24 protein-coding genes and 2 tRNA genes are annotated in these 23,002 nt (G+C 40.3%); 16 read left to right on the top strand and 10 right to left on the bottom strand.

All coding sequences use genetic code 11. From position 1 onward, the window contains the following. Positions 1–35: 35 nt before the first annotated feature. Positions 36–380, bottom strand: coding sequence for a hypothetical protein (locus B1C82_RS13500; RefSeq protein ID WP_086448605.1), 345 nt, complete (start codon positions 378–380; stop codon positions 36–38). A gap of 145 nt (positions 381–525) precedes the next feature. On the opposite strand from B1C82_RS13500, the gene B1C82_RS13495 reads away from it, so the two are divergent. The 4 genes from B1C82_RS13495 to B1C82_RS13480 all read left to right on the top strand — a co-directional run bounded on the left by B1C82_RS13495 (position 526) and on the right by B1C82_RS13480 (position 4,335). Next, complete coding sequence (locus tag B1C82_RS13495; protein ID WP_086448051.1) at positions 526–1,428, top strand: prohibitin family protein; 903 nt, start codon at positions 526–528, stop codon at positions 1,426–1,428. 63 nt (positions 1,429–1,491) lie between these two features. Continuing rightward, positions 1,492–2,775 carry a UvrD-helicase domain-containing protein gene (locus B1C82_RS13490; RefSeq protein ID WP_086448050.1) on the top strand — a complete coding sequence of 428 codons (1,284 nt, stop codon included), beginning with the start codon at positions 1,492–1,494 and terminating at the stop codon, positions 2,773–2,775. 113 nt (positions 2,776–2,888) lie between these two features. Beyond that, on the top strand, positions 2,889–3,974 hold the full coding sequence (locus B1C82_RS13485; RefSeq protein WP_086448049.1) for a fatty acid desaturase: 1,086 nt from the start codon (positions 2,889–2,891) through the stop codon (positions 3,972–3,974). A 64-nt stretch (positions 3,975–4,038) separates the two neighbouring features. Continuing rightward, positions 4,039–4,335 (top strand): YciI family protein, encoded by a 297-nt coding sequence (locus tag B1C82_RS13480; protein WP_086448048.1) that lies wholly within the window; start codon positions 4,039–4,041, stop codon positions 4,333–4,335. A 67-nt stretch (positions 4,336–4,402) separates the two neighbouring features. Here B1C82_RS13480 and B1C82_RS13475 read toward each other — a convergent pair whose 3' ends face one another. Continuing rightward, complete coding sequence (locus tag B1C82_RS13475) at positions 4,403–5,248, bottom strand: metal-dependent hydrolase (protein ID WP_086448047.1); 846 nt, start codon at positions 5,246–5,248, stop codon at positions 4,403–4,405. 12 nt (positions 5,249–5,260) lie between these two features. Then, complete coding sequence (locus tag B1C82_RS13470; protein ID WP_167373763.1) at positions 5,261–6,112, bottom strand: metal-dependent hydrolase; 852 nt, start codon at positions 6,110–6,112, stop codon at positions 5,261–5,263. A gap of 325 nt (positions 6,113–6,437) precedes the next feature. Between B1C82_RS13470 and B1C82_RS13465 the strand changes: the two genes are divergently transcribed. Next, positions 6,438–6,511, top strand: a tRNA-Val gene (locus B1C82_RS13465). Positions 6,512–6,604: 93 nt separating this feature from the next. Here the strand turns inward: B1C82_RS13465 and B1C82_RS13460 are convergent. Together B1C82_RS13460 and B1C82_RS13455 are read right to left on the bottom strand one after the other, a co-directional pair. Then, positions 6,605–7,483, bottom strand: a complete 879-nt coding sequence (locus B1C82_RS13460; RefSeq protein WP_086448045.1) for a HEAT repeat domain-containing protein — start codon at positions 7,481–7,483, stop codon at positions 6,605–6,607. Positions 7,484–7,550: 67 nt separating this feature from the next. Then, positions 7,551–8,114 (bottom strand): polyhydroxyalkanoate synthesis regulator DNA-binding domain-containing protein, encoded by a 564-nt coding sequence (locus B1C82_RS13455; RefSeq protein WP_086448044.1) that lies wholly within the window; start codon positions 8,112–8,114, stop codon positions 7,551–7,553. Between the two features lie 180 nt (positions 8,115–8,294). On the opposite strand from B1C82_RS13455, the gene B1C82_RS13445 reads away from it, so the two are divergent. Further along, entirely contained in the window at positions 8,295–9,182 is an 888-nt protein-coding gene (locus B1C82_RS13445) for a hypothetical protein (RefSeq protein ID WP_086448042.1), read from the top strand. On the opposite strand, the gene B1C82_RS13440 is transcribed toward B1C82_RS13445, so the two are convergent. Next, positions 9,179–9,832, bottom strand: a complete 654-nt coding sequence (locus B1C82_RS13440; protein WP_086448604.1) for a DsbA family oxidoreductase — start codon at positions 9,830–9,832, stop codon at positions 9,179–9,181. The two genes, B1C82_RS13445 and B1C82_RS13440, sit on opposite strands and share 4 nt — an antisense overlap. A 166-nt stretch (positions 9,833–9,998) precedes the next feature. Between B1C82_RS13440 and B1C82_RS20585 the strand changes: the two genes are divergently transcribed. Then, on the top strand, positions 9,999–10,151 hold the full coding sequence (locus B1C82_RS20585; RefSeq protein WP_157894136.1) for a hypothetical protein: 153 nt from the start codon (positions 9,999–10,001) through the stop codon (positions 10,149–10,151). A 161-nt stretch (positions 10,152–10,312) separates the two neighbouring features. After that, positions 10,313–11,554, top strand: coding sequence for an SH3 domain-containing protein (locus tag B1C82_RS13435; protein ID WP_157894135.1), 1,242 nt, complete (start codon positions 10,313–10,315; stop codon positions 11,552–11,554). Here B1C82_RS13435 and B1C82_RS13430 read toward each other — a convergent pair. The 3 genes from B1C82_RS13430 to B1C82_RS13420 form a co-directional block, all read right to left on the bottom strand. Beyond that, positions 11,551–12,330 (bottom strand): hypothetical protein, encoded by a 780-nt coding sequence (locus B1C82_RS13430; protein ID WP_086448040.1) that lies wholly within the window; start codon positions 12,328–12,330, stop codon positions 11,551–11,553. The genes B1C82_RS13435 and B1C82_RS13430 overlap by 4 nt on opposite strands. Positions 12,331–12,401: 71 nt before the next feature. Next, on the bottom strand, positions 12,402–12,917 hold the full coding sequence (locus B1C82_RS13425) for a TlpA family protein disulfide reductase (RefSeq protein ID WP_086448039.1): 516 nt from the start codon (positions 12,915–12,917) through the stop codon (positions 12,402–12,404). 18 nt (positions 12,918–12,935) lie between these two features. Then, entirely contained in the window at positions 12,936–13,835 is a 900-nt protein-coding gene (locus tag B1C82_RS13420; protein WP_086448038.1) for a decaprenyl-phosphate phosphoribosyltransferase, read from the bottom strand. A gap of 223 nt (positions 13,836–14,058) precedes the next feature. Between B1C82_RS13420 and B1C82_RS20580 the strand changes: the two genes are divergently transcribed. Further along, complete coding sequence (locus B1C82_RS20580) at positions 14,059–14,229, top strand: hypothetical protein (RefSeq protein WP_157894134.1); 171 nt, start codon at positions 14,059–14,061, stop codon at positions 14,227–14,229. 9 nt (positions 14,230–14,238) lie between these two features. Here B1C82_RS20580 and B1C82_RS13410 read toward each other — a convergent pair whose 3' ends face one another. Continuing rightward, complete coding sequence (locus B1C82_RS13410; protein WP_086448036.1) at positions 14,239–15,807, bottom strand: TrkH family potassium uptake protein; 1,569 nt, start codon at positions 15,805–15,807, stop codon at positions 14,239–14,241. Between the two features lie 333 nt (positions 15,808–16,140). On the opposite strand from B1C82_RS13410, the gene fusA reads away from it, so the two are divergent. From fusA to prmC, 7 genes are all read left to right on the top strand, one after another. Continuing rightward, on the top strand, positions 16,141–18,261 hold the full coding sequence (fusA, locus tag B1C82_RS13405; protein WP_086448035.1) for an elongation factor G: 2,121 nt from the start codon (positions 16,141–16,143) through the stop codon (positions 18,259–18,261). Positions 18,262–18,353: 92 nt separating this feature from the next. Then, a complete protein-coding gene (locus tag B1C82_RS13400; RefSeq protein WP_411550322.1) occupies positions 18,354–19,007 on the top strand; it encodes an LIC_10271 family cell wall hydrolase in 654 nt (217 codons plus the stop codon). A 36-nt stretch (positions 19,008–19,043) separates the two neighbouring features. After that, on the top strand, positions 19,044–20,273 hold the full coding sequence (locus tag B1C82_RS13395; RefSeq protein WP_086448033.1) for an amidohydrolase family protein: 1,230 nt from the start codon (positions 19,044–19,046) through the stop codon (positions 20,271–20,273). A gap of 24 nt (positions 20,274–20,297) precedes the next feature. Further along, on the top strand, positions 20,298–21,359 hold the full coding sequence (locus B1C82_RS13390; RefSeq protein ID WP_008595801.1) for a tetratricopeptide repeat protein: 1,062 nt from the start codon (positions 20,298–20,300) through the stop codon (positions 21,357–21,359). Then, complete coding sequence (locus B1C82_RS13385; protein ID WP_008594423.1) at positions 21,360–22,001, top strand: Crp/Fnr family transcriptional regulator; 642 nt, start codon at positions 21,360–21,362, stop codon at positions 21,999–22,001. It begins immediately after the preceding gene. A gap of 26 nt (positions 22,002–22,027) precedes the next feature. Continuing rightward, positions 22,028–22,104 (top strand) — tRNA-Arg (locus B1C82_RS13380). 7 nt (positions 22,105–22,111) lie between these two features. Then, on the top strand, positions 22,112–22,975 hold the full coding sequence (gene prmC / locus B1C82_RS13375; protein ID WP_086448032.1) for a peptide chain release factor N(5)-glutamine methyltransferase: 864 nt from the start codon (positions 22,112–22,114) through the stop codon (positions 22,973–22,975). Positions 22,976–23,002 lie beyond the last annotated feature (27 nt).

Raw genomic sequence — 23,002 nt, 5'->3', positions numbered from 1 at the left:
CTCCGAAAGTCAGATTCAAGGGCCTGGTGAGGAAGTCAAATGTTAGAGCGTACTTCCGGAAATAGACCTGCTTGGTCTGGGCCTTGTTTATAAATTTTTGTAGGATAATTTAAACGGATTTTTCCGGAGGAAACTCCTCTTTTATCCGGTCTGATCCTGGCATCAAATTCAACAGGGTCGCCCTGCTTTAGATTCTGCTTTCTAAAACGAAAAGAATAATAAAAATCCTGAGCATAGATAACCTTTCTGCCAGAAACCAGCAGTTTTATGTCTTTGATCAAGATCCTTGCTTTCTCCGGATTAGGGTCTATCGAAATGGATTCCACAGTCCCTCTGAATCTGGTCCTGATTTTAGGCAAATCTTGTAGATCTTCTTCCATGCCTTTCATCCGTTAGACCAATTCAAATCAAAAGAACAGTTTCGTACATTCGTTTTTCATCATCGCCCATTCCTATTCTTAAAGATCCGGAAACGTTCCCAATCCGAACACGGTCCAACTATACACAGATCCTAGGGAGATTTATATGACCAGGTTTCAATTATTAACAAAAAGTTTGAGTTTGTCTGCCCTTCTTTCCATGAGCTTGCTCGCAGGAACGGGTTGTTACACGAATATACGTCCAGGAGAAGCAGGACTCAGATATCACCCTCTATCAAGCGGACTCCAAAAGGATCTATTGATGAACGCAATTTATTTCTACGCTCCATGGAACGATGTGGTATTGTACCAAACCCAGTGGACTTCATATAAAGAAAAAGTGGACGTACTTACTAGAGACGATTTAACGATCAACGTTGTTGCCGCAGTCATTCTAAGACCAGTACCTGGAGAAATCTATAATCTTCAGATAGAGATAGGCCCGGATTATTACGAAAAAGTGGTACGTCCTCAGTTCAGGACATCTGTGCGTAACGCATTGTCAGCTTATAGTATGATCAAAATTTCTAAAGAAACACCTAAGGTATCTCAGGATATTCGCCAAGCTTTGGGAGAAAAGCTGAGAGGGAAACATGTAGAGATAGATGATGTGATCATAGATGATATAGAATATAGCCGCCCCATCCTGACTGCGATCGAAGGTAAACTTACCAAAGAGCAAGAACAGGAACAGATGAAATTCGAGATCAATATAGCTAAGAAGGACGCGGAAATCACAGTAATCCATGCAGAAGCAAAAGCTAAATCAACAGTAATTGAAGCGGAAGGAACTGCACAGGCAACTGTGATTGAAGCACAAGCAAGAGCTAAGGCTCAGAAGATGATCGCGGCTCAATTGACTAAACAATATATCCAGCTAAAAGCATTCGAAAATCCGAATACAAAACTTCTGTTTGTGCCCACTGGAAAAGATTCTCTTCCTATGATCATAAATACACCTTCGGATGGTCCTAAAGCTTTAGATCTTCCTGCTTCAGGAGATAAATAAAGAAGTAGGTTCCAGCTTCCAAAAAAATACGCGCACTGAATAAAATTGGGGAAACGGTCCTATATGGACCTTTCCCAATTTAGCGAAGCGCAACAAGAGATCATACAAGATCGATCTAGATTTTTACAAGTTATCGCCGCAGCAGGCTCCGGAAAAACCAGCACCTTAGTAGGAGTTGTCCAAAATGAACTTTCTCAAGGAACGCGCGGAGAAGAAATACTAGTCCTAAGTTTTACCCGAAAAGCAGCAGGTGAGATCAGAGAAAGAATTAAAAAGAAAACTAATATAGATTCTGTAAGAGTTCATACGTTTCATGCATTTTGTTTAAGAGCCTTGATCACATGGCATCCGGATTTTAAAAACAGAAGACCTTCCATCCTGACTGCTCCTGAAAAAAACCTATTCTTTAGAGAATGGTTCCGCAAGGAATCGGATACGATTGGTGGAATTCCGTATAGGCTATTGATCGAAACTTCTATATTACCTTCTAATTTTCCCCAAACATGGAAAGGCCCTTTACTAGAAGATTATAAAAACTTCAAACGAAAAGAAGGAAAGCTGGATCTAGATGATTTAGTCACGATGTTTTTAGATTCCTTAGAAAACGGAGAAACTTGGACTGAAATTCCAAAGAGAAGTTTAAAAAGGATCTTAGTGGATGAATTCCAAGATACAGACCCAGAGCAACTTAGATTTTTAAAATTGTTATCGGAACAATCCCGGATCTTGGTTGTCGGCGATGATAGTCAGGGTATCTACTCCTTCAGAAAGGCGGATATATTCAATTTTTTGAATTTCCCGGAAATGTTTCAACCTTGCACTCGAAAATTCCTGAACACAAATTATAGATCACTACCAAAGATCATAGATACTTCCTCCATACCTATTGCCAAAAATAAGAACAAAATCGAAAAGAAGGTAATCGCTCATCGTAAAGGAAAAGCGATAGTTTCCAGAATCAAAATAGATAAAATCCAGGAATTATTCACTTATTTGGGAGATTTGTATAAGCGAAGTGGAGGAGAATTAAGAATATTATGCCGCTCCAATCATAGGATCAGGGAATATTTGCATGCGGGAGTTCCTCCTGAACTATTACTTACGATCCATTCTGCAAAAGGTTTAGAATTTCATACTGTGCTTGTGGACTTGGCGGATGGCTGGAATCTCAGGAAAGATTCTCCAGAGCAAATAAGAGAAGAAGAACATAGAGTTTTATATGTTGGGCTTTCCAGAGCAAAAGATTGTCTCATTATCTTAGGTAAAAAGACGGATTCAGGGAGAGAAACTGCTGAAGACTTATTTTTCTCTTATTTTAAGCGAGATGTACCAATCTATAAATCTTGAATCACAGAATTATTATAAATCCTGATTTTTTTCTGCAACAAAGTGAAAACGATCCGCTCTCATCTAACAATCCGTAAATAAAACCTCCTAGTTAAGGGAACATAGGTTAAAAGATGAAAAAGAATACAGAACTGAAAGAAACTCTTGGAAGTGTAAGGGAGATTATCTCCGATAGCAGCTTCGACAATCCCACTTATCTTGGGATCGCTTATTTTATCCGGGATCTATTCTTCTTCTCGGTCACCATGTTTTTACTTTGGAATGTAAACACCTGGTATTATCTTCCTTTTCTTTGGGTATTTGCCGGTTTAAGTATCGCTTCTCTTTTCATTATTGGCCACGATGCGTGTCACGGGGCGTTATTCAAAAGTGAAAGGCTTTCTTATTGGATTGGACAGATAGCAATGCTTCCGTCGTTACATGCTTATAATCAGTGGGGTTATGGACATAATAGGGTCCACCACGGACATACGATCAAAATAAAAGGTGATTTCGTATGGCATCCAGTAACTCCAGAACAATATAAAAAATTTGGAATATTTAGAAAAGCATTCCATAGACTTTCCTGGTCAGCGTTCGGCGGAGGGATCTATTATCTTGTGGAAATTTGGCTGAAAGGAATGGTTCTTTTTACAGCTCCAATGAAAGAAGCTCTCAGAGATAAATTGCTCATGCTAATGTTTGCATTCGGTTCTGCTGGAGCGGTTTTTTATTTTGGAGGAAACACTCCTAATGGATTTGATCTTGGATTAGGAACTTGGTTTTTCCTAAAAGTGTGGCTTCTACCTTTTATTTCTTGGAATTATTTTATCGGAGTTACCGTATATGTGCACCATATTCGCCCTGAAGTTCCTTGGAAAGAAGCGGACGAATGGACTCCTTTTTACGGCCAAATGAGAGGAACCGTAAATTATCATGTGCCTAAGTTCTTAAACTTTTTCATGCATAATATTTTCATCCACTCCCCTCATCATGTTCATATGAAAATTCCTTTCTATAAATTAGGCCAGGCTTTAGAAGAGATCAAAGCACATTATAGAGCCTACGTTGTAGAAAGAAAATCCGTTTGGAAAGATTATATGGAGTCCACATCCAAATGTAAACTTATGGATCCTGAAACAGGAAGATGGATGACCTACTCGGAAGCATTCAACGATGAGGATGAGTCGGAGCCTGAATTAAAAACTGCAACAACCTAAAAATTTCAATTTTAAACGATTGGGAATTGATTTTTAAAGGAAGTCAGCAAGTCTGATTTACAGAATGAAATTTTTCCTGATCGAATTAGAATATTTAGTACCACTCGAAAAATTAGACCAAGCGGTCCCAGCTCATAGAGAATTTTTACAAACCTTATATGATGTTGGGACCTTTCTTCTTTCTGGACCTAAAGAGCCAAGAAACGGCGGAATGATTATCGCAAAATCTATCTCTCTAGAGAAGATCAGCGAGTTAATGAAAGATGATCCTTTTGCAAAATTAGGTTACGCGAATTATAAATACACAGAATTCCATCCGGTAAAACACCAGGCTTATATTAAACAATGGGTAGAAGGCTAAAGAAAAAAACCGCCTCCCGACTCCTTTCGGAGCACGGGAAGCGGGGAGCAAAGTGATTGGATGGGTGCTAGATAGTTATCAGAGCCGCGTTCGCAAGCTCGTATCCGCCTGTTTGGTCCGGATGAAAATCTTTTTTGAAGTATAAAAGAGCCGCCCTGAAAAGTTGAGGATATAAGATCCTTCCGATCTTGCGTGCAGACTTCATGTCTTGAAAGTATTTACGGAATCCCACTTTCTTATCAGTAAGTAAGAACCAATGTTGCAGGCTTAAAGCATATCCCCAGAACATGAAGGATGCTACGATGAATCCCATGATCCTAAGGAAATGACTTTTAGATACAGTTTGAAGAACGTCATACGCAACAGATTTATGCTCTATCTCTTCGCATGCATGCCAAAGAAGTAAGCTTCTCATCTCTCCGTATGCATCATCATGAAAATTATGGCGGATAGAAATTTCAGCCATACTAGCTGTATAATGTTCCAAACCTGCAGTCACTGCAAGTTTCAGTTTTTTACCAAAGAAGAACTCAAATACAGGCAAGAAGAAGCTGAAAGCAGTCCATTTATAGACCTTCTCCATAAGAGTAATCGGTCTTCCTTGGCCTTTTAAGATCTCGAGGATCTTTTCGTGTTCTTTTCCGTGTTGTACTTCTTGTCCTATAAAAGATTTCACTCTGGAGGAAAGGCCAGGATCTTTCACTTGGTCCGCAAAAGCTTTTACACTCTTAATAAAAAATCTCTCTCCTTCCGGAAACAGGATATGATATGCATTCACCGTGTGAGTCATGAATGAGTTATTTGCAATATAATGATCCGGTAAATTTTCCAGACCTTCGAAATTCATCTTACGTACAGTAGGAGAATTCGCATCTATTGATTTTAGATTTCCTTTCTTAGTTTGAGTACTCATTGTATTCTCCTCTTAAATTGTAGCTAATGCTGCATTAGCTAGATCGTAACCACCAGTTTGGTTTGGATGGAAACTAGGTTTGAAATATAAGAATGCCAATTTTCCGACTTCTACCACTACGATTCTTGCATAAGAGCCTGCGGAAATAAGATCAGAAAAATATCTTTTGAAGCCGATCTTGGGATCAGCAAAAATAAACATATGTTGTAGAGTGAATGCGTAACCCCAGAACATGATAGAAGCTACGATAAATCCAAAAGTTCTCAGAATATAACTTTTAGAAACTGTTTGAAGAACATCGTAAGCGACAGACTTATGCTCTATCTCTTCACATGCATGCCAAAGGAGTAGATTTCTCATTTCTCCTTCAGCTTGTTCATGTAGTCCGAATCTTAGAGTAACTTCGCCCAAGGAAGCAGTATAATGTTCTAAACCTGCGGTAACTGCGAGTTTTAACTTTTTACCAAAGATAAATTCTAAAACCGGCCAGAAGAATCCATACGCTGTCTTATTATAAAAATTCAGGATCTTAGAAACTGGACGTCCTTGTTTTACCAACATCTCCAGAGCTTTTTCATGCTCTTTTCCGTGTTGCACTTCCTGACCGATAAAACCTTTAATATTATTTTGTAATGCAGGATCCTTCACTTGATCCGCGAACGCTTTTACACTTTTAATAAAAAATCTTTCTCCTTCTGGAAAGATCACATGGTAAGCGTTAACCGTATGGGTCAGGAAAGAATTTCCAGCCACATAATAATCTGATAATTGGTCCAACCCTTCGAAGTCCATCTTACGAACGCTTGGAGAATTACCGTTGATTGGTTTAATAGTCCGTTCTTTCTTTTCTGCCTTCACTGACATTTCTATCTCCCCTGTTTTTTCGGGTTTCGTGAGGCTTACTATAAACCTTTTCAAACGGGTCCGCCCGCCGATCTCGGAAAACCCTTGCCGATTTCGAAATCGGCCAGAAAAAGAAGGGAATTTCTCGCGGAAAGCACTTTTTATAACAATTGTTTTGTTAAAAATCGACTAGCAAAACGGCAAATTTTAATAAGAACGGAACTTCTTCTTTTTCTAAAAATGAGCAGAGAGCTTTCTTTATGAGAAAATGGAAACTTCTTCTCTGAAGCTTTGGAGATAACAAAGGCTTTACGCTGGGCTTTAGGCCTAAATACTGACGATTACCGGGGGATTAGCTCAGCTGGTTAGAGCGCTACCTTGACATGGTAGAGGTCACTGGTTCGATCCCAGTATCTCCCAGGGTTTCATTTATACCCTTCTTCTTATAGCCCCTAAAACAAAAAAGCCTCCGAACTCGGAGGCTTTTTTGATCTTAAACAATGAAAGAATGGATCAGTCTTTCAAGAAAAGAGGAAGATTCGCAGGCATCTTAAATCCTGTCACACTTGCCAGGTCCTTTTTGATCTGATCTCTTACCATTTTGTCATGCTCTACGAGTAAGGCTTCTCTGAGAGAATATTCTCCTGCTTTTAGGTCTACTTCTCCTACTGCGATAGAAGCTCTATAACGAACCATTGGGGATTCATCTTTTAGGAATGCGCATAGGTCATAGAATTTTTGGTTAGCGATACGATTGATGTATACGATTGCGTTTAGGATCGCAACTTTAGTAAAAGGATTTTTTTCCTTATCAATCGCGGAGCTCAATTGGGAAAGTGTCTCTTTGCGGTTTAGATTTTTTAATCCGTCAGCCGCAGAAGCTCTTACATAAAAATTTGGATGGTTTAAAGCATTTACAATCGCTTCTTGGTTTTCCTTACTATAAGGAAGAAGTCCCACATTTCGGATCAGCTCTCCTGCTGCGATTACAGTATTATAACCTTCCGGAGAACTGAATGCAGGATAATCGCCTTCCTGAACGGTTGCAGAGATCTTTTTAAATTCCTCCACCATTCCTGGCCCGGCAATATCGGACTCCATTGCCCCCAATGCTTGGGCAATAGTAAATTTTAAAGTAGGGGAATTTTCCTCCGACTTAGGAACATTTGCATTTCCCTTTAAAGCCTTCAGAAGAGGACGAACGGCAAGTTTGCTGCTTACAAATTTTAGATAATCTGCAGCTTGGATTCTTTCTTCTAGGTTTCCACTCAGCAATTTTTCGACTTGGTCGTAAAACAGTTGGTCCAACTTCTCATAGATTTGTTCCTTTGCGGAAATCTGAGCAGTTAGTGTTAATATGATTCCGAGGACTAGGATTCTTACGGTCGACATGGGTTCCCCCTATGTTGTTTATCGGATTAGGTAAGGTCGATCTTAACTTTAGGAGACCGCAAATCCCTTAAAGGGACTCGGTTTCCTTGACTCTTTCCGCAATCTTGCGAATTTTCTCCGATAGATCCTCGACAGCCAATTCCTTTTCGCCGCCTTCTTCCAATTCTCGACCCACTTTTTTGAGGTCTTCCTGGATCTGTTCGCTATTTTCGCTGGCTCTTTGGGCCAAATGGGTGAGTAGGTCTTCACGGTAGCTTTTCACTTCTTCCAGACGAAGTTCTCCTAAAGCCACCATACTCTGTAGGATCCTGTCCATTTTTTCCTTGGTTAGATAGGCAAGACCAATCCCACCCAGGACCAAACGGCCAAATAATGCACTGATATCCTTCCCGGTTTCGCGAATCAGTGCGGAAAGCATGTAATTGGAAAATTCTTCGTTTCTTTGACCCAAACTTACTTTAAGAAAGGTCTGACCTAGAATTTTAGGAGTGATGTCTTGACCGCTCATATTATCGATCACTTTGATCTCTTCGCCTGCGATAATCATCTCGGCGACATCTTCTAGAGTAATCGTTTTGCTAGTTTCGGGATCGTACAACCTTCTGTTTGCGTATCTTTTCAGAACTTTCATTCTTGGTTTTGCTCGTAATCAACGCTTTCAGGACAAGCCCACAAAAGCAGTTCGCCAGAATGGCAAACTTGTTTTTCTTTCCGATTCCCCTTTCTAGTTGCGGGTTTTCCGCAATGCACCAATTCTAGGATCGGATGAAAATCCCCAAGGTCAAGGAAAAAACCCTTCCTTTGCAAAGAGATGAACTTACTATCCGATTCTTTACTTCTGCACCGACTCAGCTCGGATGAACAAGAGTTCCTGGTCGCTTTGTTAAAGTGGAAAGGGATAGATAATCTTGAATGGGTACGAAGTTCCGGGTTCCCCTCATCCACTAAAGAGGTTTTAGTTTGGAAGAAGGATGCGAGTCCTGAGGACATCCGCTCCGCTCATGATTGGTCCAGAGAAGTCTCTTTGATCGGGAGATTTGACTCGGAAGAAAAGAATTCGTTTATCAGAGCCGGAGCGACTAGGATCTATGATCTGAATTCTTTTGCGTTGGAAGAATTTCCATTCTTCAAATTTTCAAAACCTTTGCATCCTGAGATGGTGGTACTTACCCAAAGTCCGGATCTATTTTCTAAATATAGATCTCTTCTGAGAGCATGCGGCTCGAACGCACATTGGTGTAAGGATATATTAGGACTTCCTAATATGCTAAAAGAGACCAAGCCTGGAGTTTTAGTCCTGGACTCCGAATCTTTCTCTATAAGAGAACTTGTTCCTAAGATGAAAGGCCTTTTAGGAACTCCTTATTTTCCTCTCAGTTTTTGTCTGATAGACTTTAATAAAGAAAATGTGTACCAAAATTTAGCAACTGGCTTGAAGGATATAGCGAAAGCATTTTTTGAACCTAGGGACCTTCTTCTTTTTTTAAGAGATAGGTTAGCTCTTGCCTCTCCCCCTAAAGATTCATTCTTCCAGGCAATCGATTGGTCCGGAAGTCCCAGAAATATCAGAGAGTACGAGTTCCCAAATGTTCCGGATGGAATGTTAGAAAGGGCGGAAGCAGCCTATTTGTACAGGATCCGCCGTTTATTTTTATGGATAGGAGAAGGAGCTAATAGAGGGACTGAGATCTCCGCCTAAGCCCCCGCTTCTGATTGCAGCTTATCAAATACCTGCAAAAACAGATCTACTGGTTGTGCACCTGAAACTGCATACTTTTCGTTAAAAATATAAAAAGGTACACCAGTTACTCCCAGCATCTTTCCTTCATTTTCTTCAGTTTCTATCCGAGCAAGAAGAGAAGGGTCCTTACGCACTTCTTCGAGTTCAGATGCTGGAACTCCAACTTGAGTTAGACTTTCCCGGATGATTGAATCATCCGAAAGATTTTTGCCTTCCGAAAAAAACTTTTCGAAAAATACCTCAGCTAGTTCTGCCTCTTTTCCGTAATTTCTTGCCCTGCGAATGAGAGCATGTAGGAGAAAAGTATTAGGCTGATGGCCTTGCAAAATATTATAAAATTCTAATCCATCTTCCTTTGCTATATCAGAAACTCTTTGGGTCATCATTTTTACTCGGTCTAAAGACCCGAATTTTTTGACCATATGGGCTTCTCTATCTTCTCCTTGCTCAGGAAGATCGGGATTTAATTGAAAAGGTTTCCACTCTACGACAATTTTATCTTCGGGATGATTTGACTCCCAAGATTCTATTGCCTTCTCTAATCTTTTTTTACCTATATAACACCAAGGACAAACTACGTCCGAATAAATAGAGATATTAGTTTCCAATGCTTCGCCCCTTGTAATTCTTAGACTTACAAGGGGCCTAAAAATCGCATTCTTTTTTTGGTGTAAATTTGGGTTCCGATTTGGAAGAAGAAAATGTTCTTGTAATTCTTCGGAAAGTTTTTCTGCATTATCCGGCACTTTCATAGAATGCTGCGGCAGTTTTATAATGAGCAAAAATATCGCCTACGGTCTGCCAAACTTCTTCAGGACCTTTCATCTGGCTCCCATCAAAACTAACTATTCTCCTTCAGAAGAAAGTAAGAACGCCATCGCAGACGCGTCTCTTTTATTCCAAGCATTCAACAATTTACGATATTAAAGTAAAACTTCTTGTTTTATTTTCTCTTCCGAGTCTATCGAACCCCGAAAGATATATGAAAATTCAAATACATCATCTGTATAAAAATTATCTCTTAAAAATTTTCCCTGTCGACATTTTTAAACATTTATTGATCTTTCATATTATGGAGAACGAAATTTTTGAAACACAAGCAGTATAATATTCTTCTATTTTTTCTTTCATCGTTCTGTGCTACGGTCCCAAAAGGCTTCGGACATGTGTCTCGCAATGACCTAAAGGTATTTAGTAACCCTTCCGTAAAAAGTGAGGTCGTATTTTCCATCGATAAGACAAGTTCTTACGACGTACTTGTCACTAATATTAAGGACATTGATTCTACAAACGGAACTCCTTGGCTAAAGATCAGACAAAAAGATAAATCTGGATTTATCCAAGAGGAAAGTAAAAGTTCTAAATACGGGATACAGATCTTTCTACCGGCGATCCGAGAAAAATTTGGAATCGTTACAGCTACACAATTACTATTGAGAGACTATCCCGGCAGCGAAGGAAAAGTTTTAGGAAAACTAAAAGCTAGAGAAACTTTAGAGATCTTAGCAGAAAGCCAGAATAAAGTTTTAATCGATGGGAACTCCGGAACTTGGGCAAAAGTAAAGTCCAACGACGGTAAAATAGGTTTTGTTTTTACTCCTTATCTCATGAGGGGAGAAGATCCAAATATTCTTTTAGCTCAAAAAGACATGGAAATGAGAGAAGAAGGTTGGGTATACATTTCAGAAACTCCAGATAAATTGTACGATTTTAAAAACGGGAAATTGAAAGCCCAGAGTGAATCACCTGAGATTCGTTCCGGAGAATTTCTTCCAATTACTGGAAGATTGGTCCGATCAGATGGTAAAGTTTATTTCAAAGTATATAAAGCCGATGCAAGCAGACCAGGATTCGAGGATGATGTCAAGATTACTGTTATTGCAAATGGCTATCTTTCATCAAATTTAGTAAAGACAGCTAAAAGATACTCTTCACTTTATATATCGATTTACCCTCAGGACCCAATAAAGAAAAAAATCATCGAAAAGATCGATCAAAATGGGGGAAACGATATTGATGTGGAAAGCGTAAAGGTTAGCAATTTTAAACATAAGAACAAAACCTATTTTGTTACAATCCTAAGATATCTTAGCGGTTATAGCAGCTGTAACGGATTCGGTTGTGGTGAATATGATACTGTCTTTGCTTTTTCTAAAGTCGGTAATACCTTAGAAGAAATATTTACAAGCGATGGAGATCATATTTATTTTTACGAAGGCGATCTAACAATCAATATAGATCGAATTTCACCTCCGGAAGGAGAAGGACCCTCAGGAGTTAAAACTGAGACAGTATACAAATTTAACGGAAGCACTTTCGAAAGTGATTAAAGATATGCGTCTTCGTCCAGAAGTTCAGCTGCTTCTATTTCTTCCAAACCTCTATTAGGGAATGCCTGCTCATAGAATAGTGCGGCAAATAAATCGAAGTCTTCGTCTGCTGGTAGATTTTTTTTCTCCCAGTATTCATTCCTTCTTTTGATCAGAACTGAGATTGTTTCATCTTCTAAAGAAAATTCTTTTCCGCCCTTATTCATTCTGCGGATCAACCAATTCAGATTATGAATAAAAAAATTTCCTGTGAATTCAAGGGTAGAGAGAGAAGGTTCCCTTTTCATTAGATTTTCAGTATGATATAGAGGAACTCTTAAGTAATAAGGATCTTTAGTTTGTTGGTATTGTTTGAATCCACTAGAAATGGATTCGAAGAATGGCCAAGAATTCGTATAAGAAGTTCTGATGAGCTTTTCTTTTTCAGGATGAAGCCTTGCCACTTCAACAAGATCCACAAACTGATCATTCTTCAGAGCTTCTCTTAGGACAGAATCCATCGGCGAAGGTCTTGCTTCTGAATTTACAAGATAAACGTAAAGATATTTGATTTCGTAGGCAAATCTGGATTCTCTCGGGATATAATATTCGATCCAAATAGGTTCTTTATAATAATTTGCTAATTCTTCTTCGGGTAAGTCAGGAGTAACACTAAGTGATTTTAACTTCTTAACGTCGTCCGTGATTACTTTTTGGCCATGAACCCGAGTCCTGGAACGTTTTATCTGCTTAAGTTCCGACTTGTTTAAGAGTGGTTTCGGTTTGTACGAGTCCATTGGATTGATTATCGGAAATTGGAGGTGTGAAATTCAAAAACGAGAAAAAAGAGTAACAATATTTAGGACGATCAGGACCAGAAAATTCTTGCCCAGATTAACCTCAGGAACATGCCTAGAGGGCTCATAATTCCGGATTCTGCGAATCTTACCTTTCCTTCTCCATCCAGAATATAAAAACTAGGATAACCCCTGATGCCCCAGTCTCTAAGTAACATTGGATTTCCTACGATCACAGGAAAATCCACAGCTTGTTTTTCTATATAGTCCTTGAGAGCGGAGGAATTTTCTCCTTCTTCAACACTGATGAATGCAAAATGATTTTCGTCTTTTAGCGTGGATGCATACCACTTGACGAGAGGAAGATTTGTATTACAAACCCCGCACCAGGTCGCCCAAAAATATACTACTGTGGTTTTACCTTTTATATTCGCTTTTTCTCCTAAAGGAGTTCTGAATTCTTTTCCATCCAAACTCACTACAGGTTCTGTATCCAAGGCTCTAAACCAGGCGAGAAAAAAAGTCGCAGAGAGCAGAAGGGCCAATGCTCCTCCATACTGAAATCCTGCTTTTACATTTTTGTTCATGCCTTAGTTAGACCTAGACTATAACTGAAAAGGAAGACTTTGTCCGGAACCTGAATACATTATCCAAACGACGAGCAAAAGCCATAGAAATCCCGCCACAAGGACACCCCAATCCGTTAAAATCGCCCGAGTAGGATTATGGCCCATGTTCTTGATATAGATTATGTACAAAGATCTAAAAATCGCATAAACTACGATCGGGATCGTATACACCATTTTATCAGTGCCTAGATTTTCGATAGTATGAGGACTAGTAACATACATAACGTAGGTAACTAAAGTCATTGTTGCAACAATTCCCATCATCAAATCCAAAAAGTTAACAGAATATTCTTCTAGGATCTTTCTATGGCCTTTAGCTCCTTCTTCCAAGATGATAAGTTCTCCTCTTCTTTTTCCAAATCCCCAATAAAGAGCCAACATGAATGTACACAGAAGTAACCAAGAAGAAAAACTCACTCCAACTACGATAGAACCTGCGATCGCTCTCACTACGAACCCGAAAGAAATGCTCATCACGTCTAAGATGACCATATGTTTTAAGAAGCGGCTATAAACTATATTGAAGATTAGATAACCAGCAACCCAATAGAAGAACTCAGCTTGAAGTTTAAAGGATAGAACTAAAGTTATGGAAAGTAAAATTGCTGTAAGCAAAAGTGCTATAGTAGGAGAGATTGCCCCGGAAGCTAAAGGCCTATGCTTTTTTTCAGGATGAAGTGCGTCTTCTTTTCTATCTAGAAAATCGTTTAGAACGTATTGGCAACTTGCTGTGAGCGAAAATAGAAAAAACGCGTAAATGGCTCGTTCTACCGATTCCAGATCTCCTAATTTTTTCCCGAATATGATCCCAGCAAATAGGATGATATTTTTTATCCATTGGTGGGGTCTTAAAAGTTTTATATAGGAAAATAACATTCTCTCTCCAGGCACTAGTTCGCTTTAGGGGCCAGATTGATCTGAAATAGAAGACTTGCAAGGGAATTTTGGATCTAAAATGGGGGGAGATTTCTCAGGATTTGGGCGAAGGATTCCCGAGAGACAAAAACAAGAAACTAGTCAGAAAGGACTAAAATCGACATCTTCACTTTTTTATTTTAAGCTTTACGAATACTCATTGTTAGCTTATCAAATTTCCATTATGAATAGGAAAATAACATATAAGATCGTGGAAAGTAAAGACCCTTTGACACAAGATGCATTCGATCCATTAGGAGCAATAGGCTTTGAACTCATTTCAGTAGTTCATGATCTAAAGATGGATCGTTATATCTATTATTTCAAGCTAGCGGAAGCTCACCAACTTTCTTAAAAGCAGAAATTATCCTACTTGGATCTTGACTCCGTCGTCTTGGGCTCCCAAGGTCCCTAATCCGGAATGACCTGTAAATGCGATCAGAAGAGTGAATACCCCTACTCTTCCCACATACATAATACAAGGATATAAGAACTTTTCTACTCCTGTTATATAAGGAGTTAATCCTTTTGTTAATCCAACAGTTCCGAATGCTGACATGACTTCGAAAAATATTTCTTCTATTCCATGTCTATGCCCATTTGCAATCGTGATCACCAACATAAAGAATACAATGGAGATCGTGGCTAAAAAATAGATCCGAGTAGAGATCGCGATTGAGTTTTTAGAAACTTCTTCTCCCATGATAGTCACTCTTGCCTGAGGACTGATCACATTTCTAAGATACATTAATAGAATTACAAAGGTTGTGATCTTGATACCGCCCGCGGCCCCTTGAGGACCACCTCCGACGAACATCAAAGAACAAAGAAGAACGTAGGTTGGGCTCCTCATTTCAGAAAGATCGAATGTATTGAATCCAGCAGTCCTAGAGGAAACGGAAAGAAAGAAGGAGTTAAATAGTTTATCTACGAAATTGAACTTCCCGATCGTCTCGGGATTATCCCATTCGGACAAAAGGAACCCGATCCCTCCCACATGGACCAATATTAAAGTTCCATAAAGTAGAAGTTTCATCTGGATCCTATTTGCCTCTCCCTTCAGCGCCATTCTATAGAGAGCAAGTCTTTCCTCCGCCCAGAAAGACATACGGATCAGAATCAGATAGATCCAAGAAGGTTCTTTACCTTCTTCTAATGCACGAGACATGAGATAAGTTTCCATGACAACTTCTACTCTATGCATTACATTTCTAAAAGCTTCTAGTAATGTTTTTTCAAAGAATAAAATGACCGGAAAGCCTATACCGCCCATAACTACTAAACTTTCTACGACCAAAAGAGAAAGTGGTTCTCTTGATAAGAATGAAAGATCATCTACTATCGAAAATCCCGCGTTATTGAATGCAGAAACAGAAGTGAATAAACTTAAGAAAACCCTGTTTGGATCTCCGGGCAACCCACTTAGATCCTCAGGCATTGCCCAATATAACAAAAATGCACCCAACAATTCTATCGAAACGGATATATTCAAAATTGATAATAAAATCCTTCGAACATAAGGAGCATTCTTACTCTTTCCATCCGCAGATTCGTGAGAGTCTATTGCCTCGAATACAAATGCAGCAATTCGAGTACTTCTGGAAAGACCTCGAACCACTAAGATCCCTACAAGAACTGTAAATGTAATGATTCCCAATCCACCGATCTGGAATAAGAACATGATAATGACTTGGGTGGAGAATGCTAACTCACTGATGGTAACAGTAGTTAATCCGGTAACGCAGATCGCAGAGGCTGCAAGGTAGAATGAATCTGCGTAGGAGGTCCGACCTTCTTCCGAAGCATAGATCATAAAGGACCCAACCAAGATCGCTCCTGCAAACGCTAGGCAAAGTATCCTTGCTACCGATAGTAACAAAAACGCCCGGGCAATTCGGTTTACATTTCGTTTTAGGAATTTGTATGGGCTCATGCAGAAGGGAAAAACTGCCCTTCTAGAAACTATTTTGACCCTGGCAAACCCGGGCAATGAATTTCCTAATCTCGGGATCAAACCTGAATCGATTCCGAGATCAGAATAAAACTGTAATCTATATTTTATCTAAGAACAGGTTGTACAGGCGAGGATAGACCATCTATTCTTGGAAACAATCTTTACAAACGCGGCCCTTTCCGAAAATTGGTAAGAATTAGGGTTCCTTTACCTAGGGAACCCAGTCAGATTAGTATCCGCGTAAAGTTTCTATTCTACTCTTTTAAAGGGGTGTAATTGGATTTTCCGTGTGAACTTTTAAAGAGGACTCTAATGAGCACTGCAGTTGCGGACTTCAAACCCACCGAAAAACTCCTAAAAACTAGGAACATCGGTATTTCCGCCCATATCGATTCAGGGAAAACCACTCTGACCGAGAGGATTCTATTCTATACTAACCGTATCCATGCGATCCACGAAGTTCGTGGTAAAGATGGCGTCGGTGCGAAAATGGACAGTATGGAATTGGAACGCGAGAGAGGGATTACCATCCAATCCGCAGCTACCTACTGCCAGTGGAAAGACTATACTATCAATATTATCGATACTCCGGGCCACGTGGACTTTACCGTTGAGGTAGAGCGTTCCTTACGGGTACTGGATTCCGCTATCTTAGTTCTTTGCGGAGTTTCCGGAGTTCAATCTCAGTCCATCACTGTGGACAGACAGATGCGCCGTTATAATGTTCCCCGTGTAGCTTTTATAAATAAGCTAGACCGTACAGGAGCGAACCCTTTCCGCGTGATCGACCAATTACGTGAGAAATTAAAGCATAACGCTGTTCCAGTTCAAATTCCAATTGGTCTCGAAGGAGACTTAGTAGGAATCGTAGACTTAGTTACGATGAAAGCCGTTTATTTCGAAGGAAAAGACGGAATGGAAATCACTGAGAAGGAAATTCCTGCAGAACTACAAGAGCTTGCTAATAAGAAGAGAGAAGAGCTCTTAGATGCAGCTTCTATGTTCTCAGACGAATTGACTGAAGCTATGCTGGAAGGAGAGCCTACAGTAGAGCAGATCAAAACTGCGATCCGTAACGGAGCGATCTCCTTAAAACTTACCCCAGTTTTCATGGGTTCTGCTTTCAAGAATAAAGGAGTTCAAAAACTTCTGGATGGAGTTTTAGATTACCTAGCTTCTCCAGTAGATGTTGTTAACTCTGCTTTGGACGTTAAAAACGAATCCGAAAAAGTAGTATTACCTTCTGATAAAGACAAACCTCTCGTTTGCCTCGCATTCAAACTCGAGGACGGACGTTATGGCCAGTTGACCTATGTGCGTGTCTACCAAGGAAAGATCCAAAAAGGTATGACCATCTACAATATGTCGAACAACAAGAAACATAACGTTGGTCGTCTATGTCGTATGCACTCGGATGAGATGGAAGATATCGACTACGCAGAAGCTGGTGATATCATCGCATTATTCGGTATCGATTGTGCTTCCGGGGATACTTTTACCGACGGAAAAATGAACGTTTCCATGGAATCCATGTTCGTTCCTGCTCCGGTAATCTCTCTTACAATCGAAGCTAAAGAATCTAAACACTTAAACAACCTTGCAAAAGCTCTTAACCGCTTTACCAAGGAAGACCCTACGTTCCAAACTCACGTAGACCAAGAATCCGGACAAACCATCATCAAAGGGATGGGAGAACTTCACCTCGAAGTTTATATCGAAAGGATGAAAAGGGAATACGGAGTGGAGCTGATCACTGGTGCTCCTCAGGTTGCGTATCGTGAAACTATCACAAGCCGCGCAGACTTCGACTATACCCACAAAAAACAAACGGGTGGTCAAGGTCAGTTCGGTCGTGTCGCTGGATTTATCGAGCCGATCCCATTGGAAGAAGATAAGAATTACGAATTCGTAAACAGTGTAGTGGGTGGAGCAATCCCTCGTGAATTTATCTCTTCTGTAGATAAAGGATTCAAGAGCTGTTTGGATCGTGGAAGTATGATCGGATTCCCTATCATCGGGGTAAAACTGACCATCAACGATGGATCTTACCACGACGTGGACTCTTCCGATATGGCATTCCAGATCGCAGGACGCTATGCATTCCGCCAAGGTTTCAGCAAAGCAAATCCTCAGATCCTTGAGCCTATCATGAGAGTAGAAGTTGACGGTCCTGCGGAATTCCAAGGTCCAATCCTTGCTTCCCTGAACCAAAGACGAGGAATGATCCTAAACACCACTGAGCAAGACGGATATTGCAAAGTGGAAGCAGAAGTTCCTCTTTCTGACATGTTCGGATATTCTACTGTGATCCGTTCTTCCACCCAAGGAAAGGCGGAGTTCTCCATGGAATTCTCTCGTTACGCTCCTGTTCCAAGAAACGTAGCAGAAGAATTGATGAAAAAGTACAAACCAAACTCCAAAGAAGAAGATTGATCTTCCAGAACATTCTCTTTTTGGAAAAAAGGGAGCCAATCCGGCTCCCTTTTCTTTTTGGTGGGGAGCAAAATTTGCCGATATTTTAGAGTATGCGGGAGCTCCATTTCATTCGTCTGATATGTTTCGCAATGTTGCTCATTTCTCTTCCGTCTCGCATTAATTCCGCAGGAACTCCATTAAAGATACATACTGTCCGGCCGAAGGAAACAGCATTTTCAATTTCTCAAAAATACAAATTGGATTGGAGAATCCTCCTAGAGTGGAACGGTAAAAATGAAAACGAAGGTTTGAAAGCAGGAGAAAGATTGAAAATCCCTCAAAACCTATCCTCTTCTTCCAGGATCGAAAAAAATCTGCCGGAAGATACACCTCCTTCAGTAAGTCCTAAATTCCATTCGCCTCTGAAAGTACTTCCTCCTGTTTCACTTCCTTATTCTAATCTATCTTATTATCCGAACAAGGGAGTTTTGTTCAAAGCAAGCAGACATAAAGACGTACATCCAATCCGGTCAGGTAAAGTAGTTGTACTGGACCAAATGGATGGTTATCGGAAATATATTATTTTAGAGCATAAAGGTGGATATTCCAGCGTATATGCAAATCTCAGATCCGTTTCCGTCAAAGAAGGTGAGACGGTAAAAGCGGGAGATTCCTTAGGCGAATTGGAAGAAGGAAAGGGACTTTATTTCCAGATCAACCAAGGTACCAAAGCTGTGGATCCGATCCCACTCTTGAAATACTGATCTCGGCTATTAAGTATATTAGGTATTTGCACTTAAATGGAATGGGAAATTGTAAATTCTAAAGCCGTAACTCCTGAAGGAGTAATGGAGAATGCAACTATCCGGATCAAGGATGGAAGAATCTCTTCTATATCCTCCGGGATCCCGAAAGATATTTTACCTATCCGTATCAATCTAAGAGGGAATTTCGTTTATCCAGGCCTAATCAACGCTCATGACCATCTTCTTGGGACTTATCTTCCTAAGGTTGGAACAAACCGCCCCTATTTGAATTGGCTTCCTTGGGATAACGATCTCAAGTCTTCCGTAGTATATGCGGAGAGACAACAACTTGAGCCTGAACAACTCTATCTATTAGGTTCTTATAAAAATTTGATCAGCGGAGTGACTTCCGTTTTGGATCATATTCCCCACTTTGTCCAAAAACCGTTTTTGGACAAATCTCCAGTTCGTATCCTGGAACGTTTTACTCTCTCTCATAGTATCTGTTCTTATTCTCTTGGTTGGGGAGATGGGCCTCAGATAGAATACGCGAGAGCAAAAGAAGGAAATCTTCCTTTCGTAACCCATATCTCCGAAGGATTCGACGAAGAATCCAAAAATGCGCTGAGAGAATTAAACTCTCTCGGTTGTTTGGGAGAAAACACAGTACTCGTTCATGGGATCGCTTTCGGTTCAGAAGATATCAAAACGGTTTCAAAAACGAAGGCAAACTTGGTTTGGTGTCCTGAATCCAATTTATTTATGTTTGGAAAAACTGCTCCTATCCAGGAAATCCTGGAAGCAGGGATCAACGTGAGCTTGGGCACGGATTCTCCAATGTCCGGGTCCTTAAATATTTTCCAAGAGATCAAAGTGGCCAGAGAATTTTTTGCCAAAGAATATGGAAAAGAATTGGATCCTAAAATTGTTTTTAAGATGGTCACTGAAAATCCCGCAAAGGCTCTTCGGGTAGATAACGATCTGGGCAAATTGGAAATCGGAAAAAAAGCGGATCTTTTAGTTCTTTCTTCCGAAAAAGAAGACGCATACCAAACACTTTGTTCAGCGGATCTTAAGTCCGTACGTTTGGTAGTGAAGGATGGGAAACCTTCCTACGGCGACCTTTCTTTGAAAGATTTTTTTGACGAAACTGGTGTGACAGGGCGCGAAATTAAGATCGCCGGAACCGATAAATACCTTGCAGGAGACCCCCTAGGGTTGCTAGAATCGGTCACCCGGGCCCTTGGTTACAAAAAGGATTTGGCATTTTTTCCTGTCGGGTGAGATTTAGAGTGGAAGGTAACGGTCTTGGCTGGGCCCATAATCCGAACTTATAAAGGCGGTTCTATTATTTACTTCGAGAAAGATCGATCGGAGGATATCTATGTCCTCAGACAAGGTCGAGTCGTTCTCACGTACACCGCAATCGATTCTGGTTACGAAGTAAAAGAAGACGTACGACTGGGAGAATTTTTCGGAGTCAAATCCGCACTTGGAAAGTATCCTAGGGAAGAAACCGCCCAAGTTGTTGGCGGAGCTACCGTCCTAGTTTTCAAACTTTCAGATTTCGAAACATTCGTAGCAGAGAAAACTCATCTAATCTTAAAAATGATGAAGGTATTCTCCAGCCAATTGCGACTGGTTCACAAAAAATTGAGAGAAATCTTGGGTCAGGCAGAAGCTCGAAACCCAGCATTCGAGCTCATGAACGTAGCCGAAGTATTTTATAAAAACAATAACTTCGAACATGCTGCTTATGGATTCGGAAAATACCTAGAACATTATCCTAGCGGGCCTTATGCGGGAAGAGCTACCGAGCTCCAAGACCTAGCAAGAAAGGGAACACCCTACCCTATCAATATGCCTCCACTAGTTTACGACGCTGCTTCTACAAGAGCTCCCATGTCCCAGGAAAATCTGCAGAATATTATGAAACCTGCTGCAGAGAAAACGAATCTTGGAGCCGGCACCGATAATACGATTACTTCTCTCTATAACCGCGCTCATACGTTCTTGAACGTAGGAAAATTTGAAGAAGCAGCAGCAATCTTCAAAGACCTGATGGTTCGCACTGATTTCAAATACGATAGCGAGAAGAAGCTCGTAGACAATGCACTTTTCCAAATGGGAGTCTGCTTCCTAAAGCTGAACAATTTGGATACAGCAAGCAATACCTTCTCGGCTTATATTAAAAAGCATCCTTCTGGAGAATCAGTTAAAGAGTCTTTATTTCATTTGGCAGAGATCGCGGAACAACAAGGAGATCGTCAGAGAGCAGGAATGTTATTCGGTAAGGTAGCTTTACTTCCTCCGGAAAGAGACAGTCTCTCCCAGAAGGCTCGCCAAAAAGCCAAGGAGCTCAGCGCCTAAATGGATTTAATGCTCGAGTCGATGTTCTCAAAGTTCGGAAAAACTTTCGAACCAAACCAGATCATATTCTGTGAAAACGAACCAGGAAACGATTTCTTTCTGATCCAAGCTGGAAAAGTAAAGATCACTAAAACTGTTGGGAATTCTATCAAGACCTTAGATATCTTAGAACAAGGAGATATCTTCGGAGAGATGGCGATCTTAGAAGAACAACCCAGAAGCGCGACAGCAATCGCAATCTCAGAAGTAAAAGTTCTTAACTTCAATAGAGCAAACTTCGAACTATTGATGACCAAGAACCCTACTCTGGCGCTCAAGATCCTCACAATATTCTCCGTCAGAATTTACGATGCAAAACGAAGATTGCTTATCCTATTACTGGATGATATCATCGGAAAAGTAGCCGACGTATTCTTAATGTTGTATGAAAAAATGCATACACACACTGAATTCAAAGAAGTCGTGCTCAATGTTACTGTAGAAGACGTAGCAGATTGGTGCGCTCAACCTGTGGGCGAAGTCCAGAAAGTTGTGAATCAATTCGCTAAAAGCGGTAAAATCGAGATATACTCCGATAAAATCGTAATTCACAATATTAACGACTTCCAGAGAATAGTCTCCCAGAAGCGCAAACCTTCTTAATCGAATACAAGCGCTCTAACGATAAAGGTCCCGTAGCTCAGGTGGACAGAGCAGAAGTTTCCTAAACTTTTGGTCGGAGGTTCGAATCCTCTCGGGGCCACCATCAAATCATGGCAGATTCCCAAGACAACGTTCTGAACCTACTCAAGAAATCGGAAGAATTTCTTAAAAAGAAAAATATACCTTCCGCAAGATTGGACGCAGAGTTATTACTCGCAGACTTACTCAAAATTCAAAGGGTCAAACTCTATATAGATTTTGAAAGACCACTTTCTCTATCCGAAAAAGACGAATATAGAGAAAGGATCGTCCAAAGATCCAAATTCAGGCCTACAGCTTATATCATGGGAAAAAAGGCTTTTTTCGATTCTGAATTCCATGTAAACGAATCAGTCCTTATTCCAAGACCGGAGACAGAAGAATTAGTCGCTTGGGTATTAGAAGAACATCCTAATAAAGAAAACGATCTAGAAGTCTTGGACCTTTGTTCCGGAAGCGGTTGTATAGGGATCAGCCTGGCCAAGGCCAGAAAAGAATGGAAGGTATCGTTCACGGACGCATCCGAATCCGCCTTAGAGATCAATAAAAAGAATATTCAAGAAATCTTAAATACTGAAAGAAGTTACGAACTCTATCACGGAGATCTACTCTCCCCTATTCCAAACGAAACCAAATTTGATCTAATAGTTTCCAATCCACCTTATATCCCTGAAGCAGATAAGTCTACAATCATGCCTGACGTTGTAGAATACGAACCGCATCTCGCGTTATTCGTCGCTGATTTCCAAGGATTCCACACAAGAATTTTAACCGAGGCAAAAACAAAACTAAAACCAAACGGAAGACTCTATTTAGAAACACATCCCAGATATTCCGGATGGTTAAAAGAAACCGGACTCTCCCTCGGATATTCAGATGCAGTTTTGAAAAAAGATCTTTCTGGAAGGGAAAGTTTTGTAAGATTCCAAATTTGATGGCCGCATCCTTGCTTTGCAAGGACC

Source organism: Leptospira venezuelensis, from assembly GCF_002150035.1.
GTDB classification, from domain to species: domain Bacteria; phylum Spirochaetota; class Leptospiria; order Leptospirales; family Leptospiraceae; genus Leptospira_B; species Leptospira_B venezuelensis.
The sequence above is the reverse complement of the archived record's forward strand: the minus strand, read 5'-3'. Positions and strand labels throughout refer to the sequence as shown.

Coding starts and splice junctions, on each gene's coding strand:
- B1C82_RS13480 (WP_086448048.1), top strand. CDS start 4,039: ATGAAATTTTTCCTGATCGAATTAGAATATTTAGTACCACTCGAAAAA.
- B1C82_RS13430 (WP_086448040.1), bottom strand. CDS start 12,330: ATGGACTCGTACAAACCGAAACCACTCTTAAACAAGTCGGAACTTAAG.
- fusA (WP_086448035.1), top strand. CDS start 16,141: ATGAGCACTGCAGTTGCGGACTTCAAACCCACCGAAAAACTCCTAAAA.
- B1C82_RS13420 (WP_086448038.1), bottom strand. CDS start 13,835: ATGTTATTTTCCTATATAAAACTTTTAAGACCCCACCAATGGATAAAA.
- B1C82_RS13490 (WP_086448050.1), top strand. CDS start 1,492: ATGGACCTTTCCCAATTTAGCGAAGCGCAACAAGAGATCATACAAGAT.
- B1C82_RS13500 (WP_086448605.1), bottom strand. CDS start 380: ATGGAAGAAGATCTACAAGATTTGCCTAAAATCAGGACCAGATTCAGA.
- B1C82_RS20580 (WP_157894134.1), top strand. CDS start 14,059: ATGAATAGGAAAATAACATATAAGATCGTGGAAAGTAAAGACCCTTTG.
- B1C82_RS13455 (WP_086448044.1), bottom strand. CDS start 8,114: ATGAAAGTTCTGAAAAGATACGCAAACAGAAGGTTGTACGATCCCGAA.
- B1C82_RS13460 (WP_086448045.1), bottom strand. CDS start 7,483: ATGTCGACCGTAAGAATCCTAGTCCTCGGAATCATATTAACACTAACT.
- B1C82_RS13425 (WP_086448039.1), bottom strand. CDS start 12,917: ATGAACAAAAATGTAAAAGCAGGATTTCAGTATGGAGGAGCATTGGCC.
- prmC (WP_086448032.1), top strand. CDS start 22,112: ATGGCAGATTCCCAAGACAACGTTCTGAACCTACTCAAGAAATCGGAA.
- B1C82_RS13470 (WP_167373763.1), bottom strand. CDS start 6,112: ATGTCAGTGAAGGCAGAAAAGAAAGAACGGACTATTAAACCAATCAAC.
- B1C82_RS13475 (WP_086448047.1), bottom strand. CDS start 5,248: ATGAGTACTCAAACTAAGAAAGGAAATCTAAAATCAATAGATGCGAAT.
- B1C82_RS13495 (WP_086448051.1), top strand. CDS start 526: ATGACCAGGTTTCAATTATTAACAAAAAGTTTGAGTTTGTCTGCCCTT.
- B1C82_RS13445 (WP_086448042.1), top strand. CDS start 8,295: ATGAACTTACTATCCGATTCTTTACTTCTGCACCGACTCAGCTCGGAT.
- B1C82_RS13400 (WP_411550322.1), top strand. CDS start 18,354: ATGCGGGAGCTCCATTTCATTCGTCTGATATGTTTCGCAATGTTGCTC.
- B1C82_RS13385 (WP_008594423.1), top strand. CDS start 21,360: ATGGATTTAATGCTCGAGTCGATGTTCTCAAAGTTCGGAAAAACTTTC.
- B1C82_RS13395 (WP_086448033.1), top strand. CDS start 19,044: ATGGAATGGGAAATTGTAAATTCTAAAGCCGTAACTCCTGAAGGAGTA.
- B1C82_RS13485 (WP_086448049.1), top strand. CDS start 2,889: ATGAAAAAGAATACAGAACTGAAAGAAACTCTTGGAAGTGTAAGGGAG.
- B1C82_RS20585 (WP_157894136.1), top strand. CDS start 9,999: ATGAGCAAAAATATCGCCTACGGTCTGCCAAACTTCTTCAGGACCTTT.
- B1C82_RS13410 (WP_086448036.1), bottom strand. CDS start 15,807: ATGAGCCCATACAAATTCCTAAAACGAAATGTAAACCGAATTGCCCGG.